The 26,390-nt window shown below is 71.1% G+C and carries 30 protein-coding genes; 7 read left to right on the top strand and 23 right to left on the bottom strand.

From position 1 onward, the window contains the following. The first annotated feature begins 130 nt into the window (after positions 1–130). Together J0P97_RS08040 and J0P97_RS08035 are read left to right on the top strand one after the other, a co-directional pair. Positions 131–442, top strand: coding sequence for a DUF2470 domain-containing protein (locus J0P97_RS08040; RefSeq protein WP_215487255.1), 312 nt, complete (start codon positions 131–133; stop codon positions 440–442). Between the two features lie 115 nt (positions 443–557). Continuing rightward, a complete protein-coding gene (locus J0P97_RS08035) occupies positions 558–1,211 on the top strand; it encodes a biliverdin-producing heme oxygenase (RefSeq protein WP_215487254.1) in 654 nt (217 codons plus the stop codon). Between the two features lie 141 nt (positions 1,212–1,352). On the opposite strand, the gene J0P97_RS08030 is transcribed toward J0P97_RS08035, so the two are convergent. Next, positions 1,353–2,774, bottom strand: coding sequence for an ATP-dependent DNA helicase (locus J0P97_RS08030; protein WP_372449685.1), 1,422 nt, complete (start codon positions 2,772–2,774; stop codon positions 1,353–1,355). Between the two features lie 44 nt (positions 2,775–2,818). Between J0P97_RS08030 and J0P97_RS08025 the strand changes: the two genes are divergently transcribed. Beyond that, positions 2,819–3,967 (top strand): hypothetical protein, encoded by a 1,149-nt coding sequence (locus J0P97_RS08025; protein ID WP_372449684.1) that lies wholly within the window; start codon positions 2,819–2,821, stop codon positions 3,965–3,967. A 21-nt stretch (positions 3,968–3,988) separates the two neighbouring features. Here J0P97_RS08025 and J0P97_RS08020 read toward each other — a convergent pair whose 3' ends face one another. The 14 genes from J0P97_RS08020 to J0P97_RS07955 all read right to left on the bottom strand — a co-directional run bounded on the left by J0P97_RS08020 (position 3,989) and on the right by J0P97_RS07955 (position 15,183). Then, positions 3,989–5,980 carry a bifunctional copper resistance protein CopD/cytochrome c oxidase assembly protein gene (locus J0P97_RS08020; protein ID WP_215487252.1) on the bottom strand — a complete coding sequence of 664 codons (1,992 nt, stop codon included), beginning with the start codon at positions 5,978–5,980 and terminating at the stop codon, positions 3,989–3,991. An 83-nt stretch (positions 5,981–6,063) separates the two neighbouring features. Then, on the bottom strand, positions 6,064–6,342 hold the full coding sequence (locus tag J0P97_RS08015) for an HU family DNA-binding protein (protein ID WP_215487251.1): 279 nt from the start codon (positions 6,340–6,342) through the stop codon (positions 6,064–6,066). 384 nt (positions 6,343–6,726) lie between these two features. Continuing rightward, positions 6,727–7,032 carry a 30S ribosomal protein S14 gene (gene rpsN, locus J0P97_RS08010; RefSeq protein WP_215487250.1) on the bottom strand — a complete coding sequence of 102 codons (306 nt, stop codon included), beginning with the start codon at positions 7,030–7,032 and terminating at the stop codon, positions 6,727–6,729. Between the two features lie 4 nt (positions 7,033–7,036). Next, positions 7,037–7,207: a 50S ribosomal protein L33 gene (gene rpmG / locus J0P97_RS08005; protein WP_005051772.1), complete on the bottom strand. Its 171-nt coding sequence runs from the start codon at positions 7,205–7,207 to the stop codon at positions 7,037–7,039. Next, on the bottom strand, positions 7,207–7,443 hold the full coding sequence (gene rpmB / locus J0P97_RS08000) for a 50S ribosomal protein L28 (protein WP_215487249.1): 237 nt from the start codon (positions 7,441–7,443) through the stop codon (positions 7,207–7,209). The genes rpmG and rpmB overlap by 1 nt, the downstream gene beginning before the upstream one ends. 190 nt (positions 7,444–7,633) lie before the next feature. Beyond that, positions 7,634–7,924: a DUF4287 domain-containing protein gene (locus tag J0P97_RS07995; RefSeq protein WP_215487248.1), complete on the bottom strand. Its 291-nt coding sequence runs from the start codon at positions 7,922–7,924 to the stop codon at positions 7,634–7,636. 27 nt (positions 7,925–7,951) lie between these two features. After that, positions 7,952–8,650: a DNA-3-methyladenine glycosylase gene (locus J0P97_RS07990; RefSeq protein WP_372449691.1), complete on the bottom strand. Its 699-nt coding sequence runs from the start codon at positions 8,648–8,650 to the stop codon at positions 7,952–7,954. Then, the gene (locus J0P97_RS07985) at positions 8,647–10,125 is read right to left on the bottom strand and encodes a hypothetical protein (RefSeq protein WP_215487247.1); all 1,479 of its coding nucleotides are present in this window, start codon (positions 10,123–10,125) and stop codon (positions 8,647–8,649) included. The genes J0P97_RS07990 and J0P97_RS07985 overlap by 4 nt, the downstream gene beginning before the upstream one ends. Next, positions 10,115–10,960 carry a TIGR03943 family putative permease subunit gene (locus J0P97_RS07980; RefSeq protein ID WP_215487246.1) on the bottom strand — a complete coding sequence of 282 codons (846 nt, stop codon included), beginning with the start codon at positions 10,958–10,960 and terminating at the stop codon, positions 10,115–10,117. The genes J0P97_RS07985 and J0P97_RS07980 overlap by 11 nt, the downstream gene beginning before the upstream one ends. Further along, a complete protein-coding gene (locus J0P97_RS07975) occupies positions 10,953–12,008 on the bottom strand; it encodes a permease (RefSeq protein ID WP_215487245.1) in 1,056 nt (351 codons plus the stop codon). Before J0P97_RS07975 ends, J0P97_RS07980 begins: the two co-directional genes overlap by 8 nt. Next, positions 11,995–12,447 carry a Fur family transcriptional regulator gene (locus tag J0P97_RS07970; protein WP_215487244.1) on the bottom strand — a complete coding sequence of 151 codons (453 nt, stop codon included), beginning with the start codon at positions 12,445–12,447 and terminating at the stop codon, positions 11,995–11,997. The genes J0P97_RS07975 and J0P97_RS07970 overlap by 14 nt, the downstream gene beginning before the upstream one ends. 44 nt (positions 12,448–12,491) lie before the next feature. Further along, the gene (locus tag J0P97_RS07965) at positions 12,492–13,352 is read right to left on the bottom strand and encodes a metal ABC transporter permease (RefSeq protein ID WP_215487243.1); all 861 of its coding nucleotides are present in this window, start codon (positions 13,350–13,352) and stop codon (positions 12,492–12,494) included. Then, entirely contained in the window at positions 13,349–14,191 is an 843-nt protein-coding gene (locus J0P97_RS07960) for a metal ABC transporter ATP-binding protein (RefSeq protein ID WP_215487242.1), read from the bottom strand. Before J0P97_RS07960 ends, J0P97_RS07965 begins: the two co-directional genes overlap by 4 nt. A gap of 47 nt (positions 14,192–14,238) precedes the next feature. Then, positions 14,239–15,183, bottom strand: coding sequence for a metal ABC transporter solute-binding protein, Zn/Mn family (locus tag J0P97_RS07955; RefSeq protein ID WP_215487241.1), 945 nt, complete (start codon positions 15,181–15,183; stop codon positions 14,239–14,241). Positions 15,184–15,397: 214 nt separating this feature from the next. On the opposite strand from J0P97_RS07955, the gene J0P97_RS07950 reads away from it, so the two are divergent. Beyond that, positions 15,398–15,982 (top strand): manganese efflux pump MntP, encoded by a 585-nt coding sequence (locus J0P97_RS07950; protein WP_215487240.1) that lies wholly within the window; start codon positions 15,398–15,400, stop codon positions 15,980–15,982. 39 nt (positions 15,983–16,021) lie between these two features. Here J0P97_RS07950 and J0P97_RS07945 read toward each other — a convergent pair whose 3' ends face one another. The 4 genes from J0P97_RS07945 to J0P97_RS07930 form a co-directional block, all read right to left on the bottom strand. Next, a complete protein-coding gene (locus tag J0P97_RS07945) occupies positions 16,022–17,362 on the bottom strand; it encodes a dihydrolipoamide acetyltransferase family protein (protein WP_215487239.1) in 1,341 nt (446 codons plus the stop codon). A gap of 200 nt (positions 17,363–17,562) precedes the next feature. Next, positions 17,563–18,558 carry an alpha-ketoacid dehydrogenase subunit beta gene (locus J0P97_RS07940; RefSeq protein WP_372449683.1) on the bottom strand — a complete coding sequence of 332 codons (996 nt, stop codon included), beginning with the start codon at positions 18,556–18,558 and terminating at the stop codon, positions 17,563–17,565. A gap of 71 nt (positions 18,559–18,629) precedes the next feature. Beyond that, a complete protein-coding gene (locus tag J0P97_RS07935; protein ID WP_215487238.1) occupies positions 18,630–19,757 on the bottom strand; it encodes a thiamine pyrophosphate-dependent enzyme in 1,128 nt (375 codons plus the stop codon). A gap of 140 nt (positions 19,758–19,897) precedes the next feature. After that, a complete protein-coding gene (locus J0P97_RS07930; RefSeq protein WP_215487237.1) occupies positions 19,898–20,962 on the bottom strand; it encodes a histidinol-phosphate transaminase in 1,065 nt (354 codons plus the stop codon). A gap of 133 nt (positions 20,963–21,095) precedes the next feature. Here J0P97_RS07930 and J0P97_RS07925 point away from each other — a divergent pair, with 133 nt between their 5' ends. Further along, the gene (locus J0P97_RS07925; RefSeq protein WP_215487236.1) at positions 21,096–21,491 is read left to right on the top strand and encodes a phage holin family protein; all 396 of its coding nucleotides are present in this window, start codon (positions 21,096–21,098) and stop codon (positions 21,489–21,491) included. On the opposite strand, the gene J0P97_RS07920 is transcribed toward J0P97_RS07925, so the two are convergent. Both J0P97_RS07920 and J0P97_RS07915 read right to left on the bottom strand, forming a co-directional pair. Next, entirely contained in the window at positions 21,460–22,887 is a 1,428-nt protein-coding gene (locus J0P97_RS07920) for a hypothetical protein (RefSeq protein WP_215487235.1), read from the bottom strand. The genes J0P97_RS07925 and J0P97_RS07920 overlap by 32 nt on opposite strands. Then, on the bottom strand, positions 22,884–23,168 hold the full coding sequence (locus J0P97_RS07915; protein ID WP_215487234.1) for a hypothetical protein: 285 nt from the start codon (positions 23,166–23,168) through the stop codon (positions 22,884–22,886). Before J0P97_RS07915 ends, J0P97_RS07920 begins: the two co-directional genes overlap by 4 nt. Positions 23,169–23,300: 132 nt before the next feature. Between J0P97_RS07915 and J0P97_RS07910 the strand changes: the two genes are divergently transcribed. Both J0P97_RS07910 and purB read left to right on the top strand, forming a co-directional pair. Beyond that, a complete protein-coding gene (locus J0P97_RS07910; protein ID WP_215487233.1) occupies positions 23,301–23,807 on the top strand; it encodes a low molecular weight protein-tyrosine-phosphatase in 507 nt (168 codons plus the stop codon). Between the two features lie 26 nt (positions 23,808–23,833). Continuing rightward, positions 23,834–25,216 (top strand): adenylosuccinate lyase, encoded by a 1,383-nt coding sequence (purB, locus tag J0P97_RS07905; protein WP_215487232.1) that lies wholly within the window; start codon positions 23,834–23,836, stop codon positions 25,214–25,216. Between the two features lie 29 nt (positions 25,217–25,245). Here the strand turns inward: purB and J0P97_RS07900 are convergent, their stop codons facing one another. Further along, the gene (locus J0P97_RS07900; protein WP_215487231.1) at positions 25,246–25,527 is read right to left on the bottom strand and encodes a hypothetical protein; all 282 of its coding nucleotides are present in this window, start codon (positions 25,525–25,527) and stop codon (positions 25,246–25,248) included. A 150-nt stretch (positions 25,528–25,677) separates the two neighbouring features. Continuing rightward, on the bottom strand, positions 25,678–26,352 hold the full coding sequence (locus J0P97_RS07895; protein WP_215487230.1) for a FadR/GntR family transcriptional regulator: 675 nt from the start codon (positions 26,350–26,352) through the stop codon (positions 25,678–25,680). Positions 26,353–26,390 lie beyond the last annotated feature (38 nt).

Below are 26,390 nucleotides of genomic sequence, written 5' to 3'. Positions count from 1 at the left end.
CCTCACCCCCGAAAGTTCCTTCTCAGCGTAGGACATGATCCCGGCCACCCCCGGCAGCGTGACGTGATCGATGCACAATCCGGGCGCGGGAGCCCCGGGTGCAGAAGGGGCGGATGTCTAGGGTGGGAGCATGCCGCACGCCTTCGACGCCGACGCCCTCGCAGGTGTCCTGGCCCACATGAACAACGACCACATCGACGACAACCTGTTGATCGCGCGCGCGTTCTCGCCGCTTCCCGATGTGATCTCGGCGACCATGACGACCTTCGATGGCGCGGCGGGTCAGTGGGAGGTGATCACCGCGCACGGGACAGAGGACGTCGTCCGGGTGCCGTGGCCGGGCGGAGAGATCACGGAGCGCCGGGAGGTCCGCCGCGAGATCGTCGCCCTCTACGACGAGGCCTGCGCCCGCTTGGGCGTCACCGCCCGCCCGCACGACTGACCGCTGCGGCGCGCCGGCGGCATCCCGCGCCGGGCTTCGCGCTCGGCATCCGCATCGTGTCATCTGAGGAAACCTTCAGTTTAGGTGAGCCTTAGTTTCAGCTACACTGAGGGCCATGACCGCGACCTCTCCGTTCTCGACCACGCTCCGCGAGCGCTCGCGCGCCGCGCACTCGGGCAGCGAGCATGCCGGATTCATGGCCGACCTCATGCGCGGACAGGGGACGCGCGAGGACTACGTCGCCCTCGTCGCGCAGCACTGGTTCATCTACGAGGCGCTCGAAGCGGCGGCCGAGACGTTCGCCTCCGACCCGATCGCGGCGCCGTTCATCACCCCGAAGCTCACGCGCCTGCCTGCGCTCGAGGCCGACCTCGAGTACCTCCTCGGGCCCGACTGGCGCCAGCGGATCTCCCCGGTCCCGACGACGGGGCGCTACGTCGCCCGCATCCGCGAGGTGCAGGGCGCCCGGTGGGCGGGAGGATTCGTCGCGCACCACTACACGCGTTACCTGGGTGACCTTTCGGGGGGCCAGTTCATCGGGAAGATCATGTCCCGCCAGTTCGAGCTCGGGACGAACGGCATCGGCTTCTACGTGTTCGACGAGATCGCGGACCCGACCGCGTTCAAGGACGTGTACCGCGAGCAGCTCGACGCCGCGCCCTGGGACGCCGCGGAGGCCGAGCGCGTCATCGCCGAGGTGCTGGATGCCTATCAGCTGAACACCGACCTGTTCGTCGACCTCGCCGCCGCCAAGGCCGCCGCCGCCTGACCCCGCCCCGCCCCGCCCCGCGCCGCCTCTCCGGACCGCGAGACACCGTTCTCGCGCCGAGACACCGGTGCACGCCGCGCGTCTCGGTGCACGGATGGTGTCTCGCGGACCTGGGCGGGGGCGGGCGCGGGGCGGGGCGGGTCAGAAGCCGGAGGCGCGGACGCCGGCCATGAAGCGGCGGACGTCGGCATCCACGAGGATGTCGCTCGGGCGCAGGGGGCGCGTCAGGTGCAGGCCATCCAGCGAGGTCAGCCGCGACAGAGCGACGTACGTCTGACCCGGGGCGAACGCCCCCGAGCCCAGGTCGATGATCGCGCGATCGTACGTCTTGCCCTGCGACTTGTGGATGGTCACCGCCCAGGCGAGCCGCAGCGGGAACTGGGTGAACTCGGCCGCGATCTCACGGGTGAGCTTGCGGGATGCCGGGTCGTACGCGTAGCGGAACCTCTCCCACACGGTCGGCTCGACATCGTGCTCCTCGCCGTCCAGCTCGACGCGCACGGTTCCTCCGGCGATGCGGGTGACCGTGCCGATGGATCCGTTGACCCAGCGCGGCCCGCCTCCGCCGGAACCACCCGGGCCGCCGTATCCGGCGATGTCGTTGCGCAGGAACATCACCTGCGCCCCCACCTTCAGCTGCAGCTCCGCGTCAGCGGGGTAGCCGGTCTCGCCCCGCCCGAAATCCCCGGAGATCTCCGCGCGCGCCGTCTGCACGGGCCCCGTGAGCGCGTCGAGGTGGCGCTGGTTGATCCTGTTGACGATGTCGTTGCGCGTGGCGAGCGTGATGATCGGCGGCTCGCCCTCGGCGACGTCGGGGACAGGCCTCGCACCGGCGGCGTTGAGCTTCCCGGCGATGTCGGCGGTGACCACGCCATAGCGGACGGCATTGAGCATCGCCTTGAACTCGTCATCGGCCTGCCGGTGGATGTGCCGCAGTTCGCGGATGTTCAGCGGCGCCCCCACCCGGCCGAGATCGAGCAGACCGTCGGAGCGGATCGCGCCTCCCCCCGCCCCCAGGCCGGTCCCCGAGCCTGTCGAGGGGCCTGCCCACACCTGCGCGTCGAAGAACCAGAACGAGCGGTAGTGGTCGTGGATGTACTTCAGCTCGTCACCGCGCGGGGGCACGGGCGAGAGCTGGTACGGATCGCCGAACATGATCACCTGCACGCCGCCGAACGGCTCGCTGCGTCGGCGCCGCGCCTGACGGAGGGAGCGGTCGATGGCATCCATCAGGTCGGCGTTGACCATCGAGATCTCGTCGATCACGAGCGTGTCGATGGCGTTCATGATCTTCCGCGCCGGCTCGGACTGCTCGAGCTCGCTGTCGGCGATGAGCCCGATCGGCAGCCGGAACAGCGAGTGGATCGTCTGCCCCTCCACGTTGAGCGCCGCCACGCCGGTCGGCGCGCAGACGGCGATCTGCTTGTCCGTGTTCCACGCGAGGTGCTGCAGCAGGGTGGATTTCCCCGTTCCCGCGCGTCCCGTGACGAAGACGTGCTCGCGGGTGTCCTCGATGAGGCGGTAGAGCTCCTCCTGCTCGGGTGACAGCGGAGGGACGTTCACCGACACAATGCTAGCCATCGGCGCCGGTTTCCTAGACTGGGCGCGTGGACGACGCGCGAGAGGGCACAGCGGGGGATGCCGTGGGGCGTGCCCCGACGGCCGCCGCACCCGCCGTCGGGGCCGATGCCGCCGCCCCGCAGCCGGCGCGCCGACCGGCTCGCCGGCGCCGTTCGCTCGGCCGTGACCTCACGGCGATCGGGATCGTCGGCGTGCTCCTCGTCGGAGCGTTCGGCGCCGCGGGCGCGGTGCTGTACGACGACCTCTACAGCCCGTCCTCGTTCGTGCGCCGCTACCTGGACCTGCTCAGCACGGGAAACGCCGCGGAGGCCCTCACCGTGCCCGGCGTCGCCGTCGACTCGGCGGCCCTGCAGAACTCCGGACTGCCGGCGGATGCCAGCGAAGCGCTCCTGCGCCGCGCCGCCCTCGCCCCCCTGACGCACCCCGAGATCACCTCCGCCACCGCGGAGGACGACGGCACCACGACCGTCACGGTGTCCTACGACGCCGGCCCGCATTCCGGCACCACCGCGTTCCGTGTGGAGCGCGCGGGATGGGTCGGCGTGGCGCCGACCTGGCGGTTCGCGACCAGTCCCCTCGCCGCGATCGAGCTGACGGTGCGCGGAGCGACGCAGTTCGCCGTCAACGGCTTCGAGGTCGACACCCGGCAGGTCTCCCCCGATCGCGCCGACGCGGATCCCCTCGAGCCGGTCGCCCTCCTCGTCTTCTCGCCGGGCCTCTACTCGATCTCGGTCGACACCCCGATTGCGTCGACCCCGGGCGTCGCCGTGCTCTCGGACACACCCCTCGCGAAGATCCCCGTCGACGTGCAAGCCCAGCCGACCGAAAAGTTCACCGCCGCTGTGCAGGAGCAGGTGGAGTCCTTTCTCTCCACGTGCGCCACTCAGCAGGTGCTCCAGCCGACGGGCTGCCCCTTCGGCCTCGTCGTGCAGAACCGCCTCGCGAGCACCCCGACCTGGTCGATCGCGCAGCAGCCGACGGTCACCCTCGTCCCGGATGGCGCGCACTGGCGGATCGAGAAGGTCCCGGCGGTCGCGCACATCACGGTCGACATCCGGTCGATCTTCGACGGGTCGGTCCGCACGCTCGACGAGGCGGTGCCCTTCTCGCTCGACGGCACCGTCACGATCCTGCCCGACGGCACGGCGTCCATCCAGGTCGGCGACGGCAGCTGACCGTCGCGTCTGCGGCGACGATCAGCGGCGCGCGCGGGTGTCGCGATCGGCGAGGGCCTGCAGCCGCGCGTTGTACTCCTCGAGCTCGGCGTCCCCGGTCCGCTCGGCCTGGCGATCCGATCGCCGCTGCAGCCGATCGTCCGAGCGGCTCCACTGGATCGCGACGGTGATCGCGAGGACGAGGGTGGGGATCTCGCCGATCGACCACGCGATGCCGCCGCCCGTGTACTGGTCGGCGAGCGGCGTCTCGCCCCACGTGCGCCCCATCGACCCGAACCACTCGGCGACGAACAGACCCGACGACATCATGATCGTGATGCCGAAGAACGCGTGCATCGCCATGACGCCGATGAGGGTGAGCAGGCGGAAGGGGTACGGGAGACGGTACGGGACGGGATCGACCCCGACGAGGGACTGGACGAACAGATACCCGGAGATGAGGAAGTGCGCGATCATCCACTCGTGCCCGATGTGGTCGTACAGGCTCCAGCGGAAGAGGTCCGTGTAGTAGAACGCCCACAGGGATCCGATGAACATCGCCGCCGCGAACAGCGGATGCGTGATCACCCGCGAGAACGGGGTGTGCACCGCCCAGAGGATCCACTCGCGGCCGCCGCGCGAGCCGTCGTCGCGTTTGGCGATGGCGCGGGATGCCAGGGTCACCGGCGCTCCGAAGACGAGCAGCATCGGGATCGCCATGGACAGCAGCATGTGGCCGACCATGTGCATGCTGAACAGGTAGTCCTGGTAGGTGTTGACCCCCCCGTTCGTGACCCAGAGCAGGAGCGCCAGCCCGGCGAGCCAGAGCACGGTGCGGTAGATCGGCCATCGGTCGCCGCGCCGGTGCAGGCGCCGCACGCCGGCGAGGTAGAAGAACACGCCGAAGCCGATGGCGAACGCCCAGAGCAGATCCGGATCCCAGCTGGTGATCCAGCGGATCGGGGTGAGCTCGGGCGGCAGCGGGGCGCCCGTCAGCACTTCGGCGGGGCTCGGGATCTCGGGCAGGCGGGTGTCGACCGGCGGTGGCGTCCGAGAGAGGGCGACGGCTGCGCCGCTCGCGATGCCCATGAAGGCGAGCTCGAGCGTGATGAGGCCCCAGAAGCGTGACGCGGCCCGGCGGCCGGTCTCGGCATCCGCGCGGATCCGTCCGATCAGGCTGCGTCGGTACCAGGCGCCGAGGACGCCGATGAGCAGGAGCGCGACGACCTTGACGGTGAGGATGGCGCCGTACGGCGAGAAGAGGTTCTCCACCGAGACGACGCCGACGATGGCGCGAGCGACCCCCGAGAGCGCCACGACGACGAACGCGGCCAGTGCGATCGACGAGTAGCGCAGGAGCACATCCGACAGGGCGATGCGATCCAGCTGCGGGCGGAGGACGACGAGGAGGACGAGCCCGCCGAGCCACACCGCTGCGCCGATGATGTGCAGCGCGAGGGAGACGACCGCGGTGTTGTGGTTCGCCTCCTCGCCGGAGTGCCCCTGGGTCGCCATGGGGATGAGTGTCGCGACCGCCAGCGCCGCGATCACGAGCGTCGGCGTCCAGCCGCGCACGGCGAAGGTCAGCACGGTGAGGGTCGCCCCCGCGAGGGTGGTGAGCGACCAGGCGCGCCCGGGCTCGGTGTCCACGAGGAAGCGGCCCAGCTGCTGCCCGAACTCGGCGCTCGCACTGGGTGTCGCGTTGTAGATGTTGACGAAGGTGAGGAATGCGACGAGGGCGCTGGCGACGGTGAAGATCGCCGCCGACACGGAGGCCACATCCAGCGCGGTGTCGAACGGCTTCGTCTGGGCGCGCAGCGCGAACAGCGCGAGCAGGAGGGTGCCGACCATGCCGGCCGCGGAGAGGTTGACCCCGAGGGTCGCGACCGGGAGACCCCACCGCACGAGCGGTCCGGGATCGGCGATCAGGAGCGGGCTCGCACCGCCGCCGTAGATGAGACCCGCGACGAGCGCCGCAAGCGCGGCGACGACGAGGATCGCAGGTCCTGCGACCCGGAACACACGGGTGGGCACCGCTCCAGCCTACGCGGGCTTCGGGCGGGCACGACGAAGGGGGGATGCCACGCGGCATCCCCCCTTCGCGGACGTGGGTCCGATTACTTGGCGGCGGCCTTCAGCTTCGAGCCGGCCGTGACCTTGACGCGCTTGCCCGCCGCGATCTGGATCTCGGCGCCCGTCTGCGGGTTGCGACCCGTGCGAGCGGCGGTCTCCACCGTCTCGAACGACAGGAAGCCGGGGATCGTGACCTTGTCGCCCTTGGCGACGGCCTCGGAGACAGCCGAGAACAGACCGTCGACGACGCGGCCGACAGTGGCCTGGCTCTCGCCGGTGGCGCTGGCGATGCTGGCGACGAGCTCGGTCTTGGTGATAGCCATGGGGTTTCCTCCAGACGGCAGCGTGTGTGCCGCCTTCAGTGACATCGAACCGGGCGAACGCCCGGGTTGGTCGGATGGACCGGTCCCGAATATACCCATGACAGGCGGATTTCCGCGGATTTCCGGCCCTCTCGGACCATTCTCACCGGCGTGTCGCGGTGCAGGAGTGATGGATGTGACGAATGTGATGGACGGTCGGCTCGCCGCGGCGAACAGATCCGGAAACGCGCACCAGAACCGGATGCGTGGGCCCGTGGCATCCGGTTCTGCGATCGTTCTCCGATCCTGCGGGCGCGGCTTCTGGGGGCGCAGCGCGCACGACGAAGGCCCGCCCCCTCTCGGGGACGGGCCTTCGTGCGGGCGGGCGCGGGGCCCGAGAGCGTCTTACCAGCTCGACTTGGTCACACCGGGCAGCTCGCCCTTGTGCGCCATGTCGCGGAAACGCACACGCGAGATGCCGAACTTCGACAGGTAGCCGCGCGGGCGACCGTCGATGGCGTCGCGGCCACGCAGGCGCACGGGCGACGCGTTGCGGGGCAGCTTCTGCAGACCGATCCGAGCGGCCTCGCGGGCCTCGTCGGTCGCGTTCGGGTCCACGAGGGTCTTCTTCAGCTCGGCACGCTTCTCGGCGTAGCGGGCGACGACCTCTTCGCGCTGGTTGTTGCGCGCGATCTTGCTCTTCTTCGCCATGAGATCAGCGCTCCTCTCGGAATTCGACGTGCTTGCGGATCACCGGGTCGTACTTCTTCAGCACGATGCGGTCGGGGTTGTTGCGGCGGTTCTTGCGCGTCACGTAGGTGTACCCCGTGCCGGCGGTCGAACGCAGCTTGATGATCGGACGGACGTCCTGAGCCTTCTTGGCCATCAGAGCTTCACCCCTCTAGCGATCATGTCCTTCACGACCGACTCGATGCCGCGCGCGTCGATCACCTTGATGCCCTTGGCGGACACGTTGATCGTGATCTTGCGACCCAGCGACGGAACGAAATAGGTCTTCTTCTGCACGTTCGGGTCGAAGCGGCGCTTCGTCCGACGGTGCGAGTGCGAGATGTTGTGACCGAAGCCGGGAACAGCTCCGGTCACCTGGCACACTGCTGCCATTGTGGTGACTCCTTCAAGTACCGTGAGACCGGACGGTCCCACCCAAGATCCCTTGTCTGCACCCCACCCCTCAGCGCGGCATTGCTGCCGGATGCGGTGGGTGGGATACGAACTGCGTGCTGGAGTGCGCGCAGACAAAGAGTCAGTCTAGCACGCGCGGCGTGTCGCCTTGACCGGCGACCAGCGTGGTTCAGGTCCCCGGACGGGTGTCCTTGCCGTCGAGCCACAGCGTGTCGGACTCGTCGCGGTGGACGCCGTCCGTCCCGACGTGACGCGCGTCGATCTGCGGGCCCTTGGTGATGACGTGGACGAGCGCCATCCCGTAGCCGCGGGAGAGCTCGTAGTCCTCCTTCAGCCACGCGAGGATCGGGGCCGCCTTCGTCTCGGGGCCGAAGCCGCGCTCCGAGGCCAGGTCGATGAACTGCCGCGGAGTGAGCCCGGTGCGGGTCTCGATGTTGTCGAGATAGGCCTGGAATGACATGGGTACACGCTAGCGGTCCGCGCGCTCTCACGCGGGGCGCGCGCCGCGCCCCCACCGGAAGGGCGACACCGTGGGGTCGCCGGCGATCCAGAAGCGCCAGGGGAAGGCATCCGTGCCGGCCGCACCGGCGACGCCCACCCGCGGGCCGGTCGCGATGGGCGTGAGCGGGACGGCGGGGAGCCACAGCCGCGCGACGGCGTCCGCACGCGGCGTCCCGGTCACGGCGTCGATGCCGTCGTGGAGGGCATGCCGCAGCCCCACCGCATCCCCGAGCCGACCGGGCCCCCGCGCGAGATCGCGGCTCGTACGTGCGGCGCGGCGGCGCGCAAACGCGGCCTCCTCCCCCGCGACGACCTCGCCGGCGCGCAGCAGCACTCCGCCCGCGGTCCCCTCCGGCCCGCAGACGACGTTGACGCACGAATGGATGCCGTGGCTGAGATACACGTACAGATGCCCGGGCTCGCCCCACATGGTGGCGTTCCGGGCCGTCCGACCCATCCGGGCGTGCGATCCGGGGTCGGGCTCATCGCCGGTCCCGGCACCGTGGTAGGCCTCGGTCTCGGTGATGCGCACCGCGACCGACGCGGCGCCCGTCGTCACTTCGAGCACGCCGCCGAGGAGCCGCGGCGCCACCTCGACCGGCAGCGCGGTGAGCGCGGCACGCGTCGCGGGCACGAGCCCGGGATCGGGGGCGTCGTCGCGGGCAGCGCCGGGCACGCCCGTCACATCCGGGGCGGGGTCTGGCACCACGAGATGTCGAAGCCCTGCAGAGCGACCTGCTCCGTGCCGTCGGCGAGGGAGACGACGTGCGTCTGCACCTTCTTCGGCAGCGGCAGCCGGTGCCCGTCGTAGGTGTTGGACACCGCATCGGGCGCGATGAGGAACGCCGCGTAGCGCCCGCTGGGCGACACGCAGGTGTCGATGAGCGTGTCCTTCGGGTCGATGTCGAAGACGGGACGGGCAGCGCCGGCGGCGTCCACGACGTGCACCGTCGTCGAGCGCACGGTGAACCCGTCGAGGATCGCCAGCACCCGCAGGGTCGTCCCGTCCGCCATCGGGATGACGCGGTTCACCTGTCCCAGGGACGTGTCGGTCGCGGCCAGCGGCACCTCCTGCGCGGTGGACAGGTCGATCGCCGCCGGTCCCGTGACCCGCTCCACGATGACCGTCGTCGAGCCGCGCGCGATCCCGTCGATCGCGACGGCGTTGCCCAGGGCCACCGGCGCCGAGGCTCCCCCGGATGCCGTCGGCGGCGACACCAGCGTCAGGGCGCCGTCGTAGGTGAGGGTCAGGAGGGTGTCGGTGCCGGGCACGAACCGCCAGTCGCCGACGCGCGACTCGCCCCCGGAGCGGGTGATCGCGGTGGGGTCGGTGTCGGCCTGCGCATCGGCGAGGGAGGCCGTGTAGAGGACGTTCTCGCGCGCCCCGGCCGCGCCGATGTTCGCGTCGGTGAAGGTGTAGCCGATCAGGTCGCCCCGGTCTGCGCTCTGGAGGTTCGTGACGCTGCCCGTGCCGGGGAGGGGGAGATCGCGCTGGCTTCCCCCGTCGAGATCGGTGACGGTCAGGTGCGAGTGGCCGTCGTCGTCGATCGTCGAGATCACGAGGTGCGACGAAGTGGCGCGGAAGTCTTCGATCTGCGGCGCCGTGAACACCGGAACGGCGGCGTCGCCCTCGAGGTCGGTCTGGAAGACGGTGTCGCCGCCGGCGCCCTCATTGCCGCGCTGCAGGATGTAGGTCTGCAGCTTCGGGGTGGTGAACGACTCGCTGAGGGTGGTGGATGCCGCGCCGCCGACGCCCACGACATCCGTGATCGTGACGGTGTACTGGGTGTCGTCCCACAGGGGCAGCGCGAAGCGCACGCCGACGCTGCGCCCGGAGGTGTCGACGGTGAAGGACGTCGCCGGGGTCACCGTCACCTGATCCGGGGTGACGTCGGCGAGGGACTGCGTGGTCGTGAAGATGACGCGCGATCCGGCGTTGCGCGACGCGGCATCCGGGTCCACGCTCACCCGTGTGGCTCGCGGGCCCTGCGCTGTCGTGACGGCGGCGCCCGCGAGGCCGATGACTGCGAGGACGGCGACGACGATGGCGAACGCACCCAGGAACGCGCGCGAGCGCCGACGGCGTCGCTGCTGACGACGCCCGGGGGCGTCACCGCGCACCGCACCGCCCGCCGCACCGCGCCGCGGCTCAGTACTCATAGGGGTCCTTGGGCTCGTCGATCTTCTCGACCGATGACGCATGCACCGCGAGGCGTCCGTCGTCGTCGCGGATCATGCCGGTCACGGTCACCCACTGCCCGGTGTCGTAGCCCGCGTCGGCGGCGATCCGCAGGCTCGCGGGCTGCGCGTCGATGACGCAGTGCGTGATGACGAGGCGGGTGAGGGAGAACCCGTCGTCGCCCGGGGTCACGAAGCCGGTCAGCGTCACCTGACTGCCGTCGAAGGACTCGGGGTTTGTCGCCGTCGCGAACACGCTCGCCCACTCGCCCACGCCGAACGAGGCGGTGTCGCCGGTGGCGGCGAGCGCGATCGTGTCGGCCCCCTGGAAGAGGGGCGGCGTGCCGGTGTCGCGCTGCATCGCGAGCTGCGCCGAGAGGGTGGCCGGTGGGGTGAGGACGATGGCGGCGACGACGCCCGTGGCGAGGATGCCGCCGGTGACGGCGGCCACGGTCGCCCAACGCCCCGCGGGCGCGTGGTCGTGGCCGCCGTGGTGATCGTGGTCGTGGTGATCGTGCCCCCGGCCGGGGTGGACGTCGTGGTCGCCGGAGTGGCCGTCGCCGGCGTGCCGTCTACGCGAGGGCGATGGGCCGTGGTCGTGGCCGTGATCGGCCTCCGCACCCCGCGGGAGGGCGAAGCTCACCGCGCAGCCGGCGAGGGCGACGAACGCCATCGACACCGCGAACCACGTGGAGGAGGGGTTGATGTACAGGCCGAGCCGGTCGGTCAGCCACAGCCCGATCGTCACGGCGGACAGCCCGGCCGCGAGCCCGACGCCGAGCAGGCGCGCACCCCAGCCGGCGAATGCGTCACGCAAAGAGGTTCACCACCGATCCGACGGCGATGGCGAACAGGACGACGATCACGACGAGACCGCCGAGCACCTTGGTGCGGAAGGTCGTGCGCAGGAGCGCCAGCATCTTGACGTCGACGAGGGGTCCGACAAGGAGGAATGCGACGATCGAGCCCGGGGTGAACGTCGAGGCGAACGACAGTGCGAAGAACGAGTCGACGTTCGAGCAGATCGACACGATCATCGCGAGGATGATCATCGCGATGATCGACAGCGCCGGGTTCGATCCGATCGCCAGCAGCGCGTCGCGCGGCACGAGCACCTGCACCGCGCCGGCGAGCGCCGAGCCGATGATCAGGGCCGGCAGCACCGCCCTCAGCTCGACGACGAACTGGGCGAGGCTGCGGCGACCGCGGTCGCGGGCCTGCGCCCCGTCGAGGTCTTGCGCGAACTCGCACGAGGCCGCGAAGCGCTCTGTGATGAGGCCGTCCGGATCGGGATGCCGGCTGTACAGCCAGCCGATGAGGTTCGCGACGGCGAAACCGCCGAGCAGCCGCGCGATGAGGATGCCGTCGTCGAACCCGAACGCCTGATGCGTCGTGATGATGACGATCGGGTTCACGATCGGTGCGGCGATGAGGAAGGTGAGCGTCTCGGGCACGGTGAAGCCGCGCATCATCAGGCCGCGCGCGAACGGGACGTTGCCGCACTCGCAGACCGGCACGAGCATGCCGAGCAGCGAGAGGACCATGCGGCGCGCCCAGGCGCGTCGCGGCATCCAGCGCTCGATGACGCCCGGCGGGACCCACACCTGCACGACGATCGAGAGGAGCACGCCGAGCACGACGAACGGCATCGACTCGATGAGGACGCTGATGGAGAGGGTCAGGCCGTCCTGAAGGCGCGTGGGCAGGGCCGGTCCGGGCGAGCCGATCGCCAGCGCGACGAGCCCCGCGACGACGAGGACCCCGAGGAGGACGAGGCCGACGCGCGCGAGCCTCGGGTCACGATCGAGCCGTTGCGTGCGGGGTTCGTAGCTCGGCCGCGTCGCGGTCCGCTCAGACACGCGCATCGGGGTCGGGGGCGGATGCTGCGTCGGCCGCGGTCGGCGCCGCGGCGGCTCCCCGCGCGGTGCACTCCGCGCACATGCCGAAGATGTCGACGACGTGCTCGGCCTGAGTGAATCCGTAGGCGGATGCGGTGCGCTGCGCCCACGACTCGACCTCGTCGGCCTCGATCTCCACCGCCTTGCCGCACGAGCGGCAGATCAGGTGATGGTGGTGGCCAGCCGTCGAGCAGGCGCGGTAGATCGCCTCGCCGTCGGGGCTCTGCAGCTGGTCGGCCTCGCCGCTGGTGGCGAGGGTCGCGAGCGCGCGGTACACGGTCGCGAGGCCGATGCCGGTGTTCTCGTCGCGGAGGACGCGGTGCAGATCCTGCGCGCTGACGAAGCCGCCGGCGTCGCCGAGTGCCTCGCGCACCCGATCGCGCTGCCACGTGTTCCGCTGGACCATGAGCGCGAGTCTACTCACGCGGTCTTGGAGCGGGCTGGGTACGGTCAGGCCTCCACGCTGCCCCGCCGGCGCACCCCGTCGATCGCCCGGCAGACCAGGTAGATGAGGAACGACAGGGTCGTGATGTAGGGGCTCACCGGGAGCGTCCCGGCGATGGCGAGGAGGATGCCGCCGACGGCGGCCGTGACGCCGAAGCCCGCGGCCAGAAGCGGCACCGCGACCGGGCCGTTCGAGACCCGCATCGCGGCGGCGGCGGGGGTCACGAGCAGCGACAGCACCAGCAGGGCGCCGATGATGTGCACCGCGACGGCGACGACCACGCCGAGCAGCAGCATGAACACGAAGGAGATCGCGGTGGTCGGGACGCCCCGCGCGGCGGCGGACTGCGGATCGAGCGAGTCGAACGTCAGGGGCCGCCAGATGAGCAGCAGCGCGACGAGCACGAGGGCCCCGAGCACGATCAGGACCGTGAGCTGATCGCTCTGCACCGACACGATCTGCCCCGTGAGCAGGCTGAATCGGTTGGCGCTGCGGCCGCTGTAGAGCGAGATGCAGAGGATGCCGAGGCCGAGGCCGAACGGCATCAGCACGCCGATGATCGAATTGCGATCCCGCGCGCGCGCGCCGAGCCATCCGATGAGCCCGGCCGCGACGAGCGAGCCGACGATCGAGCCGGTGACCACGTCGAAGCCCAGCAGGAGTGCGGCCGCGGCGCCCGCGAAGGAGAGCTCGCTGATGCCGTGCACCGCGAACGCCATGTCGCGCTGCATCACGAAGACGCCGATGAGGCCGCCCACGATGCCGAGGACGGCCCCCGCCCAGACGGAGTTCTGCACGAGGGCGAGGATGTCTCCGTAGCGCGACACCCCGCCGAAGAGGGCGTCGCCCACGCTGTCCCAGTTCACCGCGGGTCGTCCTTTCCGGAACGGCGGACACCGACCGTCGCGGTCACCGGGGGCGGGGCGACGTCCTCGCCGTGGTGGTGGTGCTCCGCATCCGAGTCGGGCGCGCCCACGACGACGAGTCGCCCACCGACCCGGGCCACGTGGACGGGGGTGTCGTAGAGCTCGGTCAGCGTCTTCGAGGTCAGCACCTCGTCCGGGCGGCCGAGCGTGAAGCGGCCGCCGGTGAGGTAGAGGATGCGATCGACCTTCTCGAGGACGGGGTTGATGTCGTGCGTCACGAGCAGCACGCCCGCGCCGCTGCGCACCCGGTAGCGGTCGATGAGCTCGATCACGTCGCGCTGGTTGGCGAGGTCGAGGCTCGTGAGGGGCTCATCGCACAGCAGGAGGCCCGGATCGTCGGCGAGCGCCTGTCCGACGCGCAGGCGCTGCTGCTCTCCTCCGGAGAGGAGCCCGACCGGCCGGTCGGCGAACGAGCGCGCGCCCACGGCGTCGATCAGCTGCTGCACGCGCTCCCGATCGGCGCGACGGGCGACGGGCAGGCCGAAGCGGTGCCCGTCGACGCCGAGGCGCACGAGGTCGCGCCCGCGCATCGCGGTGTGGCGCGGGAGGGGTCGCTGCTGCGGGATGTATCCGATCCGTCGATTGCCGGCGCGGTGGACGGGAGCGCCGAACGTCTCGATCGTCCCGGCGGTGAGCCGCTCGAGGCCGAGGACGGCGCGCAGGAGCGTCGTCTTGCCGGTGCCGCTCGGGCCGAGCACGGCGATCAGCTCGCCGGGCTGGACCTCGAGGTCGAGACCACGCCACAGCTCATGGCCGCCACGCGAGAGCGCGGCGGCCATGATGCGCAGTGGAGGCGCTCCGGTCGGGGAGAGTGGAGGCGTCGGACTCACGAACCCAACGCGGTCTTGATCTGTGTAGCCATGTCGGTCATCCACGATACGTAGGTATCGCCGTCCGGGAGAAGTTCGGACGCCTTGATGACCGGCACGTTCCCCTCGCCCGCCTTGGTCTCGACCTGCGTCGTCTCGGCGCCGGCAGCCTGGGCGTTGACGAAGACGATCTTCACCGAGCCGCTGCCGATGAGGGTGAGGGCCTCCAGGAGCGTCGCCGGCGGGACATCCTGGCCCTCCTCTACCGCCTCGCTGAAGGCATCCGGAGTGGCGTTCTTCAGGCCCGCGGCCTCAGCGAGGTAGAGCGGGACGGGCTCGGTGACGAAGATCTCCTCGCCGCTGTGGGCCGTGGCGACCTCGTCGAGGATCGGCGTGACCTTCGCATCGATGTCCTTGCGGAACGCGTCTGCATTCTCCGTGAAGGTGCTCGCGTCCGCGGGGTCGATCGTGCCGAGCTGCGCGGCGATCTCGTCGGCGACGGCGGCGATGGTCTGCGGGTCGTAGAAGACGTGCTCGTTGAAGCCCTCGACGGCCTCCGACGGGTCGGAGCCCTTCCACTCGGGTGAGAACGTGACGGCGCTGATCAGTGGCGCGTCGGATCCCGCGGCATCCTTCAGCGAGGCCATGAACGGGTCGTAGCCGCCGCCGTTCTCGATGAGGAGTCGAGCATCCTGGATGTCGAGCTGATCGGCGGCGGTGGCCTCGAACTCGTGCGGGTCTTTGCTCTCGTCGGCGATCAGCGAGGTGACCTCGACGCGGTCGCCTCCGACGGTCTTCGCGATCGCACCGTAGACGTTCGTCGAGGCGACGACGGCGATCGTGCCGCCGTCGGAGCCCGATGCAGCGGGCGAGGCGGGGGAGTCGGAGGCGCCGGAGCAGCCGGTGAGGGCGAGGGCGGATGCCGCGGTGAGCGCGGCGAGGAGAACGACGGGACGCTTCATTCCCCCAGCGTACGACTAGTGATAATCGTTATCAAAATCAGGGGTACCCGAAATCCTGACAATCGGGGCATTCCGCTTGAACCGCGGGGATGCCACCCTCCAGGCTGGACACTGCTCGCGCGTTCGACGGCGCCGCGCGGCCCGCCTGCGCACCGTGGCCCCACGGCCCGTGTCGGCGTCCCATCTCCGCATCCTTCTCGCTCCGGGAGCCGTCATGTCCCCCTGGACCCTGTTCCTCCTCGCGCTCGGCGTCTCGGCCGACGCGTTCGCCGTCGCGCTCGGCAAAGGCCTGCAGCTGCGCGCCCATGTGCTGCGCACGGCGCTCGTCTTCGCTACCGCCTTCGGTCTCGCGCAGGCGATCATGCCGCTTCTCGGGTGGCTGCTGGGCTCCACCTTCGCCGAGGCGATCGCCCCGTTCGACCACTGGATCTCGTTCGGCCTGCTCGTCCTGGTGGGCGGCAAGATGATCTGGGAGGCGGTCACGCCCGACGCGCCCGCCGACCCGGAGCATCCGGACCACGTCCACGACACCGAGGCCTTCTCCGCGCGCGAAGTGCTGCTCCTCTCGATCGCGACGAGCATCGACGCCCTCGCGGTCGGCGTCTCGTTCGCGTTCCTCGACGTGAATGTCTGGATCGCCGTGGGCGCGATCGGCCTCGTGACCTTCGCCCTGTCCTTCGTCGCCGTGTTCGTCGGCTTCCGCATCGGCACACGGTTCCGCCGTCCCGCCGAGATCGTCGGCGGGCTCGTCCTCATCGGCATCGGCACGCAGATCCTGCTCGAGCACCTGCTCGCCTGAGCGGCGCGCGGCCCCGCGCGCCCGGGCGCAGGGGCGGGGTCAGTCGAGCAGCAGCGCAGGCTCTTCGAGGATGGATGCCACGTCGGCGATGAACCGGCTCATGCCGTCGCCGTCGATGACGCGGTGGTCGAACGAGCCCGACACCGTCGTGACGAAGCGAGGGCGCACCTCGCCGTCGACGACCCACGGCTTCTGACGGATCGTGCCCATGGCCACGATGCCCGATTCGCCGGGGTTGATGATCGGCGTACCGGCATCCATCCCGAACACGCCGATGTTGGTGATCGTGACCGTGCCGCCCTGCTGGTCGGCGGGCGAGGTCTTGCCGTCGCGGGCCGTCAGGGTGAGCTTTTCGAGCGCGCGGGCGAGCTCGCGCATATTGAGATCCTGCGCGTCCTTGATGTTGGGGACGAGGAGCCCGCGCGGCGTCGCCGCGGCGATGCCGAGGTTGACGTAATTGCGCACGCGGATCTCCGCGGAGCCGTCCTCCTTGTCGATCCACGCGGCGCCGATCAGCGGCGTGCGGCGGACGGCCCAGATGACAGCGCGCGCCATGATCAGCAGCGGGGACACCTTGATGTCGGCGAAGTCCGGCGAGGCCTTGAGCCGTTTGACGAGCTCCATGGTGCGCGTGGCGTCGACGTCGGTCCAGACCGACACGTGCGGCGCGGTGTACGCGGAGCGCACCATGCCGGATGCCGTGGCCTTGCGCACGCCCTTGACGGGGATGGCCTCCTCCCGGCCCGGAGAGAGCGCCGGGGCGGGCGGTGCGACGTGCGCGACGGGGATCGTGTGCTCGCGCACGGTGGGCGCCTCGGGGGTCGCGATGTTGCGGAAGACACTCGCCTGCTCGGCCTGGCGGACGACGTCCTCGCGGGTGACCTCGCCGGCGGGGCCGGAGGGGGCCACGTCGGCGAGCGTGACGCCGAGGTCGCGCGCCAGCTTGCGGACGGGCGGCTTGGCGACGACCCCGACCGACGCGCGGACGGTCTCGGTGCGCTCGGCCGGGCGCTTGCGGCGCGAGGTCGCGCCCGCTCCGGTGCCGTAGCCGACGAGGACGGCGCCGGCGGGGTCGGGCTCGGGCGCAGCGGCGGGCTCGCCGTGAGCAGACAGGCCGGCGGAGGCATCCTGCGCTTCGGTGGCGCCGGCGATCGTGATGACGGGCGCCCCCACCGTCACCGTGTCGCCCTCGGCCGCAAGGAGTTCCCCGACCGTTCCGGCGAACGGCGACGGCAGCTCGACGAGCGACTTCGCGGTCTCGATCTCGACGAGCACGTCGTTGACGGCCACGGCATCGCCCGGCGCGACGCGCCACTGGACGATCTCCGCCTCGGTCAATCCTTCTCCGACATCGGGCAGGTGGAAGGTCTGCGTGCTCATGCGTGCTCTCTTCTCTCTCCGCGAGACACCTTCTGTGCGCCGAGACACCGGTGCACAGCCGGGGTCTCGGTGCGTGGGCGGTGTCTCGCGGTCATGGCGGCGGGCGGGGAGGTGCGTGGGGTGGGGCTGGGGGTGGGGGCGGGGGGGGGGGGGGGGGGGGGGGGGGGGGCGGGGGGGGGGGTGGGAGGGGGGGGCGGGGGTCAGTAGGCGAGGGCGCGGTCGACGGCTTCGAGGAGGCGGTCGGCGTCGGGGAGGTACGTGCCCTCGAGCTTCGCGGGCGGGAACGGCACGTCGAATCCCGACACGCGCAGCACCGGCGCCTCGAGGGCGAAGAACGCCCGCTCCATGACGGTCGCAGCGATCTCCGACCCCACCGACAGGTTGCCGGGGGCCTCCTGCGCGTAGACCATCCGCCCGGTGCGGCGCACCGAGTCGAGGATCGGGCCGTAGTCGATCGGCGAGAGCGAGCGCACATCGACGACCTCGCAGCTCGTGCCCTCGCTCTCGGCGAGCGCCGCGGCCTGCAGGAGCGTCGTGACCATCGCGCCGTGGCCGACCAGGGTGACATCGGTCCCCCGGCGCACGACGCGTGAGGCGTGCAGCGGCATCGAGCGCTCTGCCGTGTCGACCTCGCCCTTCATCCAGTACTTCGCCTTCGGCTCCAGGAAGATCACGGGGTCGGGCGAGGCGATGGCATCCTGGATCATCCAGTACGCATCGTTCGGCGTCGACGGGCTCACGACGCGCAGGCCGGGGGTGTGCGCGAAGTAGGCCTCGGGGCTCTCCTGGTGGTGCTCGACCGCGCCGATGTGGCCGCCGTAGGGGATGCGGATGACGACGGGCATCGTGACGGCACCCTCGTGGCGGTTCGTGATCTTCGCGAGCTGCGAGGTGATCTGGTCGAACGCGGGGAAGACGAACCCGTCGAACTGGATCTCCACGACCGGGCGGAAGCCCGCCATCGCGAGCCCGATCGCGGTGCCGACGATGCCCGACTCGGCCAGCGGCGTGTCGAGCACGCGGCGGTCGCCGAACTCGGCCTGCAGCCCCTCCGTCACCCGGAAGACGCCGCCGAGCTTGCCGATGTCCTCACCCATGAGCACGACGTGGTCGTCGGCCGCCATCGCGGCGCGGAGACCGGCATTCAGCGCCTTGGCGAGCGGCAGGGACGTCACCGTTCCTGAGCCTGTCGTCACGGTTCCTGAGCCTGTCGTCGCGGTTCCTGAGCCTGTCGTCACGGTTCCTGAGCCTGTCGAAGGATCGACCATCACGCACCCCCCTCGAACGAGGCCTCGTAGGCCGCGAGCCAGCGCTGCTGCTCTTCGACGAGCGGATGCGCGTCGCCGTAGACGTGCGCGAACATCAGGTCGACGTCGATCCCGCCGAGGGCGTTCGTGCGGGTGCGCACGTCATCGGCATAGTCCTGAGCCTCGGCATCCACGCCGTCGAAGAAGGATGCCGCGGCGCCGCGGCCCTCGAGGTAGGCGCGCATGCGCGCGATCGGATCGCGCCGCGCCCACGACTCCTCCTCGTCGGAGGTCCGGTACTTCGTGGGGTCGTCACTCGTCGTGTGCGCGCCCATCCGATACGTCGTCGCCTCGATGGCCTGGGGGCCCGAGCCGGAGCGTGCGTCGTCGAGCGCGAGCTTGGAGACGGCGTAGCTGGCGAGCACGTCGTTGCCGTCGACCAGGGTCGAGGGCATGCCGTAGCCGGCGCCGCGCTGATAGAGCGGCGCACGGGCCTGGGTGGCGACGGGGACCGAGATGGCCCACTGGTTGTTCTGCAGGAAGAAGACCTCGGGCGTGCGGTAGGTGTTCGCGAAGACCATCGCCTCGTGGACGTCGCCCTGACTCGACGCACCATCGCCGTAGTAGACGATGACGGCCTCATCGCGCTCGGGGTCACCGGTTCCGGAGCGTCCGTCGAAGACGAGCCCCATGCCGAACCCCGTCGCGTGGAGGGTCTGCGAGCCGAGGACGAGCGTGTAGATGTGCGTGTTGCCGTTGCGCGGATCGGTCGGATCCCATCCGCCGTGGCTGAGGCCGCGCATGACGCGGATGATGTCGATCGGGTCGACGCCGCGGGTCGTCGCCACGACATGCTCGCGGTAGCTCGGGAAGACGTGGTCCTGCGGACGCGTCGCCCGCACCGAGCCGACCTGCGCCGCCTCCTGGCCGAACGAAGGGGGCCACAGCGCCAGCTGGCCCTGACGCTGCAGGTTCGTCGCCTGGCGGTCAAAGGCGCGCACGACCACCATGTCGCGGTAAAAGGTCTCGAGGTCGGCGTCGGTCAGCGCGTCGATGAGCGGGAGGTAGCGCTCCGCCTCGGGCGTGGGCGCGAAGGTTCCGTCCGATGCCAGGACGCGCACGAGTGCGGGGTCGTCGGGCAGGGTCATGCCTCCACGCTAGACCCGGTCGCATGCAGAGCTCTGCATGCAGTCCACAACGGATGCCGCGATCCGCCGTGCCCCCACGACAGTGCAGCGACGGCGTGGCGGCCGCCGGCGGCGCAGCGCGGCAGGAGCGGATGGCGTCGTCACGGCGCGACGCGCGCGGCGACCTCCACGATGCGATCGACCGATTCGGCCTCGCCGATGGAGATGCGCACACCGTCGCCGGCGAACGGGCGCACGATGAGTCCGGCCTCCTCGAAGGCGGCCGCGACCTCGAGGGCGCGATCTCCTGCCGGCAGCCACACGAAGTTGCCTTGCGCGAGCGGCACTTCCCAGCCCGCGCCACGGAGGCGCGTGGCGAGCTCGTCGCGCCGGATCGCGAGTTCCGCGACCCGCACCTTCAGCTCGTCCTCCGCATCGAGGCTCGCGAGCGCGGCCTCCTCGGCGGCCGCCGTCACCGACAGCGGGATCCCGGTCGAGCGGGCGGCCCCGAGGATGCGGGGGTCGCCGACGGCGTAGCCGACGCGGAGCCCCGCGAGCCCGTACGCCTTGGAGAACGTCCGCAGCACGACGACGTTCGGATGGCCCGCCGCCAGCACGCGTGCGCCGTCGACCGCCGCCGGGTCGGTGACGAACTCGGCGTAGGCCTCGTCGAGCACCACGAGGATGTCGGCGGGCACGCGGGTGAGGAAGGCGTCGAAGCCCTCCTGCGTGACGATCGGGCCCGTCGGGTTGTTGGGCGAGCAGACGATGATCATGCGCGTGCGGTCGGTGACGGCATCCGCCATCGCGTCGAGATCATGACCGCCGGCCGCGTCGTTCGGTACGGTGACGCCGTGCGCACCGGCCACCACCGGGAGGCTCGGATAGGCCTCGAAGGAGCGCCAGGAGAACAGGATCTCGTCGCCGTGACCGCTCGTGGCCTGCGCGAGCTGGAAGAGGATCGACACCGACCCCGCCGCGATGTGCACGTGGTCGTCGGTGACCCCGAAGCGCTCCGCGAGACGGGCGCGGAGGCGGGAGGCGGTGGCATCCGGGTACCGGTTGAACCCGTGCGCGCGCTGGACCGCCTCGACGACACCGGGCAGCGGGTCGAACGGATTCTCGTTGCTCGACAGCTTGAAGGCGTCGGCGCCGGCCTGCTTGCCCTGCCGGTAGGCGGGCAGGGCCGCGATCTCGGGACGAATGCGCACAGGAAGATCGGTCACGGGAGCAGTCTACGGAGGCGACCGGGGCCGACGCGCGGTCACCGGGTGGCGCCCCCGGACACGCGGCGGGTCGGGGCGCGGCGACGCGGGACCGGTTCCGCCGGCGCGCGCCGCGTGCCAGACTGACCGGACCATGCGCTTCCTCATCCGCGTCGTCGTCAACGCCTTCGCCATCTGGGTCGTCACCCTGATCCCGGCACTGGGAACGACCGTCATCGCGTTCCCTCCGGGCGAGACCCTCCAGCTGGTCCTCGCCCTCCTCGCCGTCGCCGTCGTCTTCGCGATCGTCAACAGCATCATCGGCACGGTCATCAAGATCGTCGCGTTCCCGCTGTACATCCTGACGCTCGGGCTCATCTCCTTCCTCATCAACGGCCTGCTGTTCGTCATCACGGCGTGGGTCACCGAGTGGTGGGCCTGGGGGATGCGCGTCGAGGACCTCTGGCACGGCATCCTGGCGGCCATCGTCGTCTCGCTCATCAACTGGGTGTTCGGCATCATCCTGCGCCCCCAGCTGAAGCGGCGCTGACCGCACCGCCCGCCGCCGCGTAGGGCGGAGGCACGACCGCGACCGCCGCGCCTCGGACGTATGGCGTGGGCGGCACGACGGTGTCACGCGCCGCGGCGTAGACGATCGTCTCGACGGACCGCGCACGCCCGAGGTCATCGAGCCGCGCGCGCACGGCATCCATGCGCGGGTCTTCGGAGGCATCGAGCATCGCCGCTGTCTCGCGGTAGGCGTCGAGCTCATGCGGCACGATGAGACCCTGACCATCGCGGAGGGTTCCCGGATGCTCGCGGGTCGCCACGAAGCTGCCATCTGCGCCCACTCCCGCCGCCGATCCGCCGCCGGCGAGCGCTGCGACCGGGTCGTCGAGGTGGCGCACCGCGACGCTCAGGGTGTCCTCGCCCACGTCCGCGTGGACCGGGTCGCCGAAGGTCACGAGCAAGGACACGTCGTAGTCTCCGGAGAGGGCGAGGTAGGACGCGTTCATCGCGCCCTGCGAGTGCCCGAACAGGTCGACCGTGTCGCCGGCGGCCGCCCCGGCATCCGTCAGCGCTGCCGCCAGGGCGTCGTCGGACGCGGCGTTCATCCGCGCGTAGAGACCGAGGTCGGAAGCCCAGTCCCATGCCTCCGCGCGATCGGGCGTCGTGACCGTGCCGCCGATGTAGGCGACGAAGCGGCGGTCTCCATCGGGCATCGTGTAGCGCTCGACCCGCACGCGCGCCTCACCGCGCGGGATGCGGTCCACCGCCTGCACGAGCCCAGCGGGCGCGGACGCCGCGGCCGGAGCCACCGGCCCGCCCGCTCCGGGGCCGAGCCGGGTGACGTGAACGCGCGTGTCGAGGCCCCGCAGGCGCGTCCCGCGGGGCAGAGTGCCGAGCCCGAGCACGGTGGCCGCCCCGGACAACAGCACCGCGAGCGCCCCGAGGTCGGCGCTCGTGGCGAACATCGAGCGATACTGCTCGTTCAGGGCGAGCGGCCCGGCCAGCGCCCCCCGCACCGACACCCCCGCCAACGCTCCGGCGAGCGCAGGGTCGGCGGCCATCAGCCCGACGGCCTGCGCGTGCAGTTTCGTGGCGAGGACGAGGTCACCCCCCACCGCCGCGGACTGCGCCTGAGCCTGGAGCTCGACGATGTCGTAGAGGCCGGCCATCGCCTCGAGGTCGCGCGCGAGCCGCGCGGCCCGATCCCCGGCATCCGTCGCGGCAGCGGTCGGCATCGCGATCCAGACACCCGACATCGCGGCGGCGTCCGCGGCGCCGTCGAGCGTCGCCCGGACCGCCTCGCACACGCCCGCGAGGGCGCGCAGCCCCCCGGCAGCGGAACGCAGGGTCTCCGTGTCGACGGCGACCACCCCGCCGCTGGAGATGTCGAGGTCATCGTTCCCAGCTGTGCCGGAGGAGCCCGTGGCGCGGCTCATCGCCCGGCTCCGGGCATCCGCGTCGCGCGCAGCCGTTCGTCGCGCGCGGCGCACTCCACCTCGTCCTCGGCGACGTCGACGGCCGCCTCGAGCCGGGCCAACTCGTCGCAGAGCAGGCCCACTCCCGCCCGATAGCCGTCGGTGGCGCGGGAGCGCCAGGCCGTGGCATCCGTGAGCGCGCGGGCACGGACACGCGCCTCGCCGATGTCGGTGCGCGCCGCACGCAGGCACTCCCCGGCGCGGTGCAGTGCTGTCAGAGCAGGCGAGGAGGCGAGATCCATGGTCAGACTGTGCCGCCGTCGCCCCTCGGCCGGGGCCCGGACCGACCGATCTGTGGACGGTTCGCCGACATTCCAGGCTGGGGACGAGGTGATGCACTTCCCTGGCGACATCCGTATGGCCAGAATGAGGGGATGCCCCAGAAGCCCGCGCCCTTTCGCGTCGCCTTCGTCTGCACGGGCAACATCTGCCGCTCGCCCATGGCCGAGATCGTGTTCCGTGAGTTCGTCGAGCGCGCGGGCCTGTCCGACTACGTGACCTCTTCCAGTTCGGGCACCGGCGACTGGCATGTCGGCGAGCGTGCCGACGCACGGACGATCGAGGCCCTGCGCCGCCGCGGCTACGACGGCGAGCATCACCGGGCACGACAGTTCACGCTCGCCGACTTCGACCGCCATGACCTCATCGTCGCCCTCGACCGCTCGCACGAGCGGATCCTCACGAGCTGGGCGCGGACGAGCGACGACGCCGACAAACTCGCCGTCCTGCTGTCCTTCGACCCCTCCGCGGGCGACGTCCTCGACGTCCCCGATCCCTACTACGCCGGGTCGGAGATGTTCGACGACGTGCTCGCTATGATCGAGAGTGCGAGCCGGGCGCTCTTCCGGCAGCTCGAGCCCGCCATCCGTCCGTCATCCTGAGCGCCCGTTTCATCGAACGGAGCCTCGTGACCACGTCCCTGCCGCCGCAGCCCCTCAGCCCCCTCGACGGCCGCTACCGCGGCGCTGTCGCGGGCCTTGCCGACTACCTCTCCGAAGCGGGCCTGAACCGCGCCCGCGTCGAGGTGGAGGTCGAATGGATCATCACCCTCACGGATCGCTCGCTGTTCGGGTCGACTCCCCTCACAGCGGAGCAGAAGCAGAGTCTGCGCGCCCTGTACGAGGAGTTCGGCCCGGCCGAGATCGCCTGGCTCGCCGAGAAGGAGGCCGTCACCCGACACGATGTGAAGGCCGTCGAGTACCTCGTGCGCGACCGCCTCGCGACGCTCGGGCTGGATGCCGTCGCCGAGCTCACGCACTTCGCCTGCACGAGCGAGGACATCAACTCCGCCTCCTACGCCCTGACGGTGCGCCGTGCGGTCGAGACGGTGTGGCTGCCGAAGCTCCGTGAGGTGACGGCGACGCTCGGCGACCTCGCCCGCGAGCACCGCGACGCCGCGATGCTCTCCCGCACGCACGGCCAGCCGGCGACGCCGTCGACGATGGGCAAGGAGCTCGCGGTGTTCGTCTGGCGTCTGGAGCGCGTCGCGCGCCAGATCGAGTCGGGCGAGTACCTCGCGAAGTTCTCCGGCGCGACCGGCACGTGGTCGGCGCACCTGTCGGCGGCTCCCGATGTCGACTGGCCGGCGCTCTCGCGGGAGTTCATCGAGGGACTCGGCCTGGGGTTCAACGTGCTCACGACGCAGATCGAGTCGCACGACTGGCAGGTCGAGCTCTACGACCGCGTCCGTCACGCCGGCGGCATCCTGCACAACCTCGCGACGGATGTCTGGACGTACATCTCCCTCGGCTTCTTCGCGCAGATCCCCGTCGCCGGCGCCACCGGCTCCTCGACGATGCCGCACAAGATCAACCCGATCCGCTTCGAGAACGCCGAAGCGAACCTCGAGATCGCGGGCGGGCTGCTGCAGACCCTGGCATCCACCCTCGTCACGAGCCGCATGCAGCGCGACCTCACCGACTCGACCACGCAGCGCAACATCGGCGTCGCGTTCGGGCACTCGCTGCTCGCCCTCGACAACCTTCAGCGCGGCCTCGGCGAGATCCTGCTCGCCCGCGAGGTGCTGCTCGCCGATCTCGACGCGAACTGGGAGGTGCTCGCCGAGGCGATCCAGACCGTCGTCCGTGCCGAGATCGTCGCCGGCCGCTCGCAGATCACCGACCCGTATGCGCTCCTGAAGGAGCTCACCCGCGGACGCCGCGTCGGCGGCGCCGAGCTCGTCGCCTTCGTCGAGGGCCTCGACATCGGGGCGGATGCCAAGGCACGCCTCGCGGCGCTCACGCCCGCGACCTACACGGGCCTCGCGGACCGTCTCGTCGACGAGGTGTAGCGGCGCCCCTCCGGCGGCCGCGAGAGGGATCAGAGGATCAATCCCCGGAGCCCGTCGATCGGGCGCTCATCCCACGTCGCGAAGGGGTCCTCGCCGATCTCCGCCATGAGGGCGGGGCGTGCCGCGGCTGCCGATCTCTCCGAGTCCCACAACGCGATGCCGACGAGACGGCCGCTCGCGTCGTCGACCACGCCGGTCCACTCCAGACCTGCCTGATCCCTCGCCACCCTGCTGTAGCGCTGCATCGAATCGAGCACCGCCTGTCGATGCTCGGGCTTGGGCGAGTGGACGGAGACGACGGCGAAGGTCATGGCGTCGATCCAAGCATGCATGCACAGGGGGCGGCACGGTGCCGGGGCGAGGCCGGCTCCTGCCCGGCGCGCGCGGATGCCGAGGTCCCGACCCCTCGGCGGTGACACGTGCGCCCCGCTGCCTGCCGTATCGGCGGATCGGACGCAGGGTCAGGCGAGGGGCAGGCCCGCCGCGAGGGACGCGAGGTGGTCGCGCGTGATCGCTGCCGCGACGGCGGGATCTCCGGCGGCGATGGCGTCGTAGAGGCGGTGGTGCGTCGCGTGGTCTGCGTCGCTGCCATGATCGCCGCGCCGGCGGAGCATCGCGATCATGGCTTCGCGACTGCGCGGAGTGAAGCTGTCGAACATCTCCAGCAGGATCGGATTGTGGGCCGCGGCGACGATCGCGCGGTGGAACGCGGCATCGGTGTCGACGTGCTCATCGATGCGCTCGCGGCGCGCCTCGCGGGCCTCGAGCGCTCTCTTCAGGGCCCGCAGCTCGGCCGGGCTGCGACGGGCAGCGGCGAGCGCCGCTGCTTCGACCTCGATGGCGCCCCGGGCCTCGATCACGGCGCGGATGTCTGCACGGCCGACCTTCTGCGTCCAGTCGCCGGGGGCGTCCAGCGCGATCACGAAGACGCCGGCGCCCTGCCGGGTGGCGAGCACGCCGCGGCCGGCGAGCTGGCGGATCGCCTCGCGGATGGTGGAGCGTCCGACGCCGAGCTGCGGCGCGAGCGTCGTCTCTCCGGGCAGCTTCTCCCCGAGCGCCCACTCGCCGGAACGGATGCGTTCGAGCAGGAGCTCGGCGGCCTGGTCCGCCAGCGGCTCGCGACGGACGGTGGTCATCGCCCCATCATTCCAGATCGGCTGACTTCTCTACTTGT

The sequence above is a fragment of the Microbacterium flavum genome (assembly GCF_018717645.1).
Taxonomy (GTDB): Bacteria; Actinomycetota; Actinomycetes; order Actinomycetales; family Microbacteriaceae; genus Microbacterium; species Microbacterium flavum.
This window is presented reverse-complemented; position numbering and strand designations above follow the sequence as displayed.

What these genes read in the sequence shown, in the direction of transcription:
- J0P97_RS07955 (WP_215487241.1), bottom strand. Translation starts at nt 15,183, where the DNA reads ATGAAGCGTCCCGTCGTTCTCCTCGCCGCGCTCACCGCGGCATCCGCC.
- J0P97_RS07945 (WP_215487239.1), bottom strand. Translation starts at nt 17,362, where the DNA reads ATGAGCACGCAGACCTTCCACCTGCCCGATGTCGGAGAAGGATTGACC.
- J0P97_RS07900 (WP_215487231.1), bottom strand. Translation starts at nt 25,527, where the DNA reads ATGACCTTCGCCGTCGTCTCCGTCCACTCGCCCAAGCCCGAGCATCGA.
- J0P97_RS08035 (WP_215487254.1), top strand. Translation starts at nt 558, where the DNA reads ATGACCGCGACCTCTCCGTTCTCGACCACGCTCCGCGAGCGCTCGCGC.
- J0P97_RS08040 (WP_215487255.1), top strand. Translation starts at nt 131, where the DNA reads ATGCCGCACGCCTTCGACGCCGACGCCCTCGCAGGTGTCCTGGCCCAC.
- rpmG (WP_005051772.1), bottom strand. Translation starts at nt 7,207, where the DNA reads ATGGCCAAGAAGGCTCAGGACGTCCGTCCGATCATCAAGCTGCGTTCG.
- J0P97_RS07950 (WP_215487240.1), top strand. Translation starts at nt 15,398, where the DNA reads ATGTCCCCCTGGACCCTGTTCCTCCTCGCGCTCGGCGTCTCGGCCGAC.
- J0P97_RS07970 (WP_215487244.1), bottom strand. Translation starts at nt 12,447, where the DNA reads ATGGTCCAGCGGAACACGTGGCAGCGCGATCGGGTGCGCGAGGCACTC.
- J0P97_RS08015 (WP_215487251.1), bottom strand. Translation starts at nt 6,342, where the DNA reads ATGGCTATCACCAAGACCGAGCTCGTCGCCAGCATCGCCAGCGCCACC.
- J0P97_RS07975 (WP_215487245.1), bottom strand. Translation starts at nt 12,008, where the DNA reads ATGCGCGTGTCTGAGCGGACCGCGACGCGGCCGAGCTACGAACCCCGC.
- J0P97_RS07925 (WP_215487236.1), top strand. Translation starts at nt 21,096, where the DNA reads ATGCGCTTCCTCATCCGCGTCGTCGTCAACGCCTTCGCCATCTGGGTC.
- rpmB (WP_215487249.1), bottom strand. Translation starts at nt 7,443, where the DNA reads ATGGCAGCAGTGTGCCAGGTGACCGGAGCTGTTCCCGGCTTCGGTCAC.
- J0P97_RS07960 (WP_215487242.1), bottom strand. Translation starts at nt 14,191, where the DNA reads ATGGCCGCCGCGCTCTCGCGTGGCGGCCATGAGCTGTGGCGTGGTCTC.
- J0P97_RS07915 (WP_215487234.1), bottom strand. Translation starts at nt 23,168, where the DNA reads ATGGATCTCGCCTCCTCGCCTGCTCTGACAGCACTGCACCGCGCCGGG.
- J0P97_RS07895 (WP_215487230.1), bottom strand. Translation starts at nt 26,352, where the DNA reads ATGACCACCGTCCGTCGCGAGCCGCTGGCGGACCAGGCCGCCGAGCTC.
- rpsN (WP_215487250.1), bottom strand. Translation starts at nt 7,032, where the DNA reads ATGGCGAAGAAGAGCAAGATCGCGCGCAACAACCAGCGCGAAGAGGTC.
- J0P97_RS07995 (WP_215487248.1), bottom strand. Translation starts at nt 7,924, where the DNA reads ATGTCATTCCAGGCCTATCTCGACAACATCGAGACCCGCACCGGGCTC.
- J0P97_RS07920 (WP_215487235.1), bottom strand. Translation starts at nt 22,887, where the DNA reads ATGAGCCGCGCCACGGGCTCCTCCGGCACAGCTGGGAACGATGACCTC.
- J0P97_RS07910 (WP_215487233.1), top strand. Translation starts at nt 23,301, where the DNA reads ATGCCCCAGAAGCCCGCGCCCTTTCGCGTCGCCTTCGTCTGCACGGGC.
- J0P97_RS07985 (WP_215487247.1), bottom strand. Translation starts at nt 10,125, where the DNA reads ATGAGTACTGAGCCGCGGCGCGGTGCGGCGGGCGGTGCGGTGCGCGGT.
- J0P97_RS07935 (WP_215487238.1), bottom strand. Translation starts at nt 19,757, where the DNA reads ATGACCCTGCCCGACGACCCCGCACTCGTGCGCGTCCTGGCATCGGAC.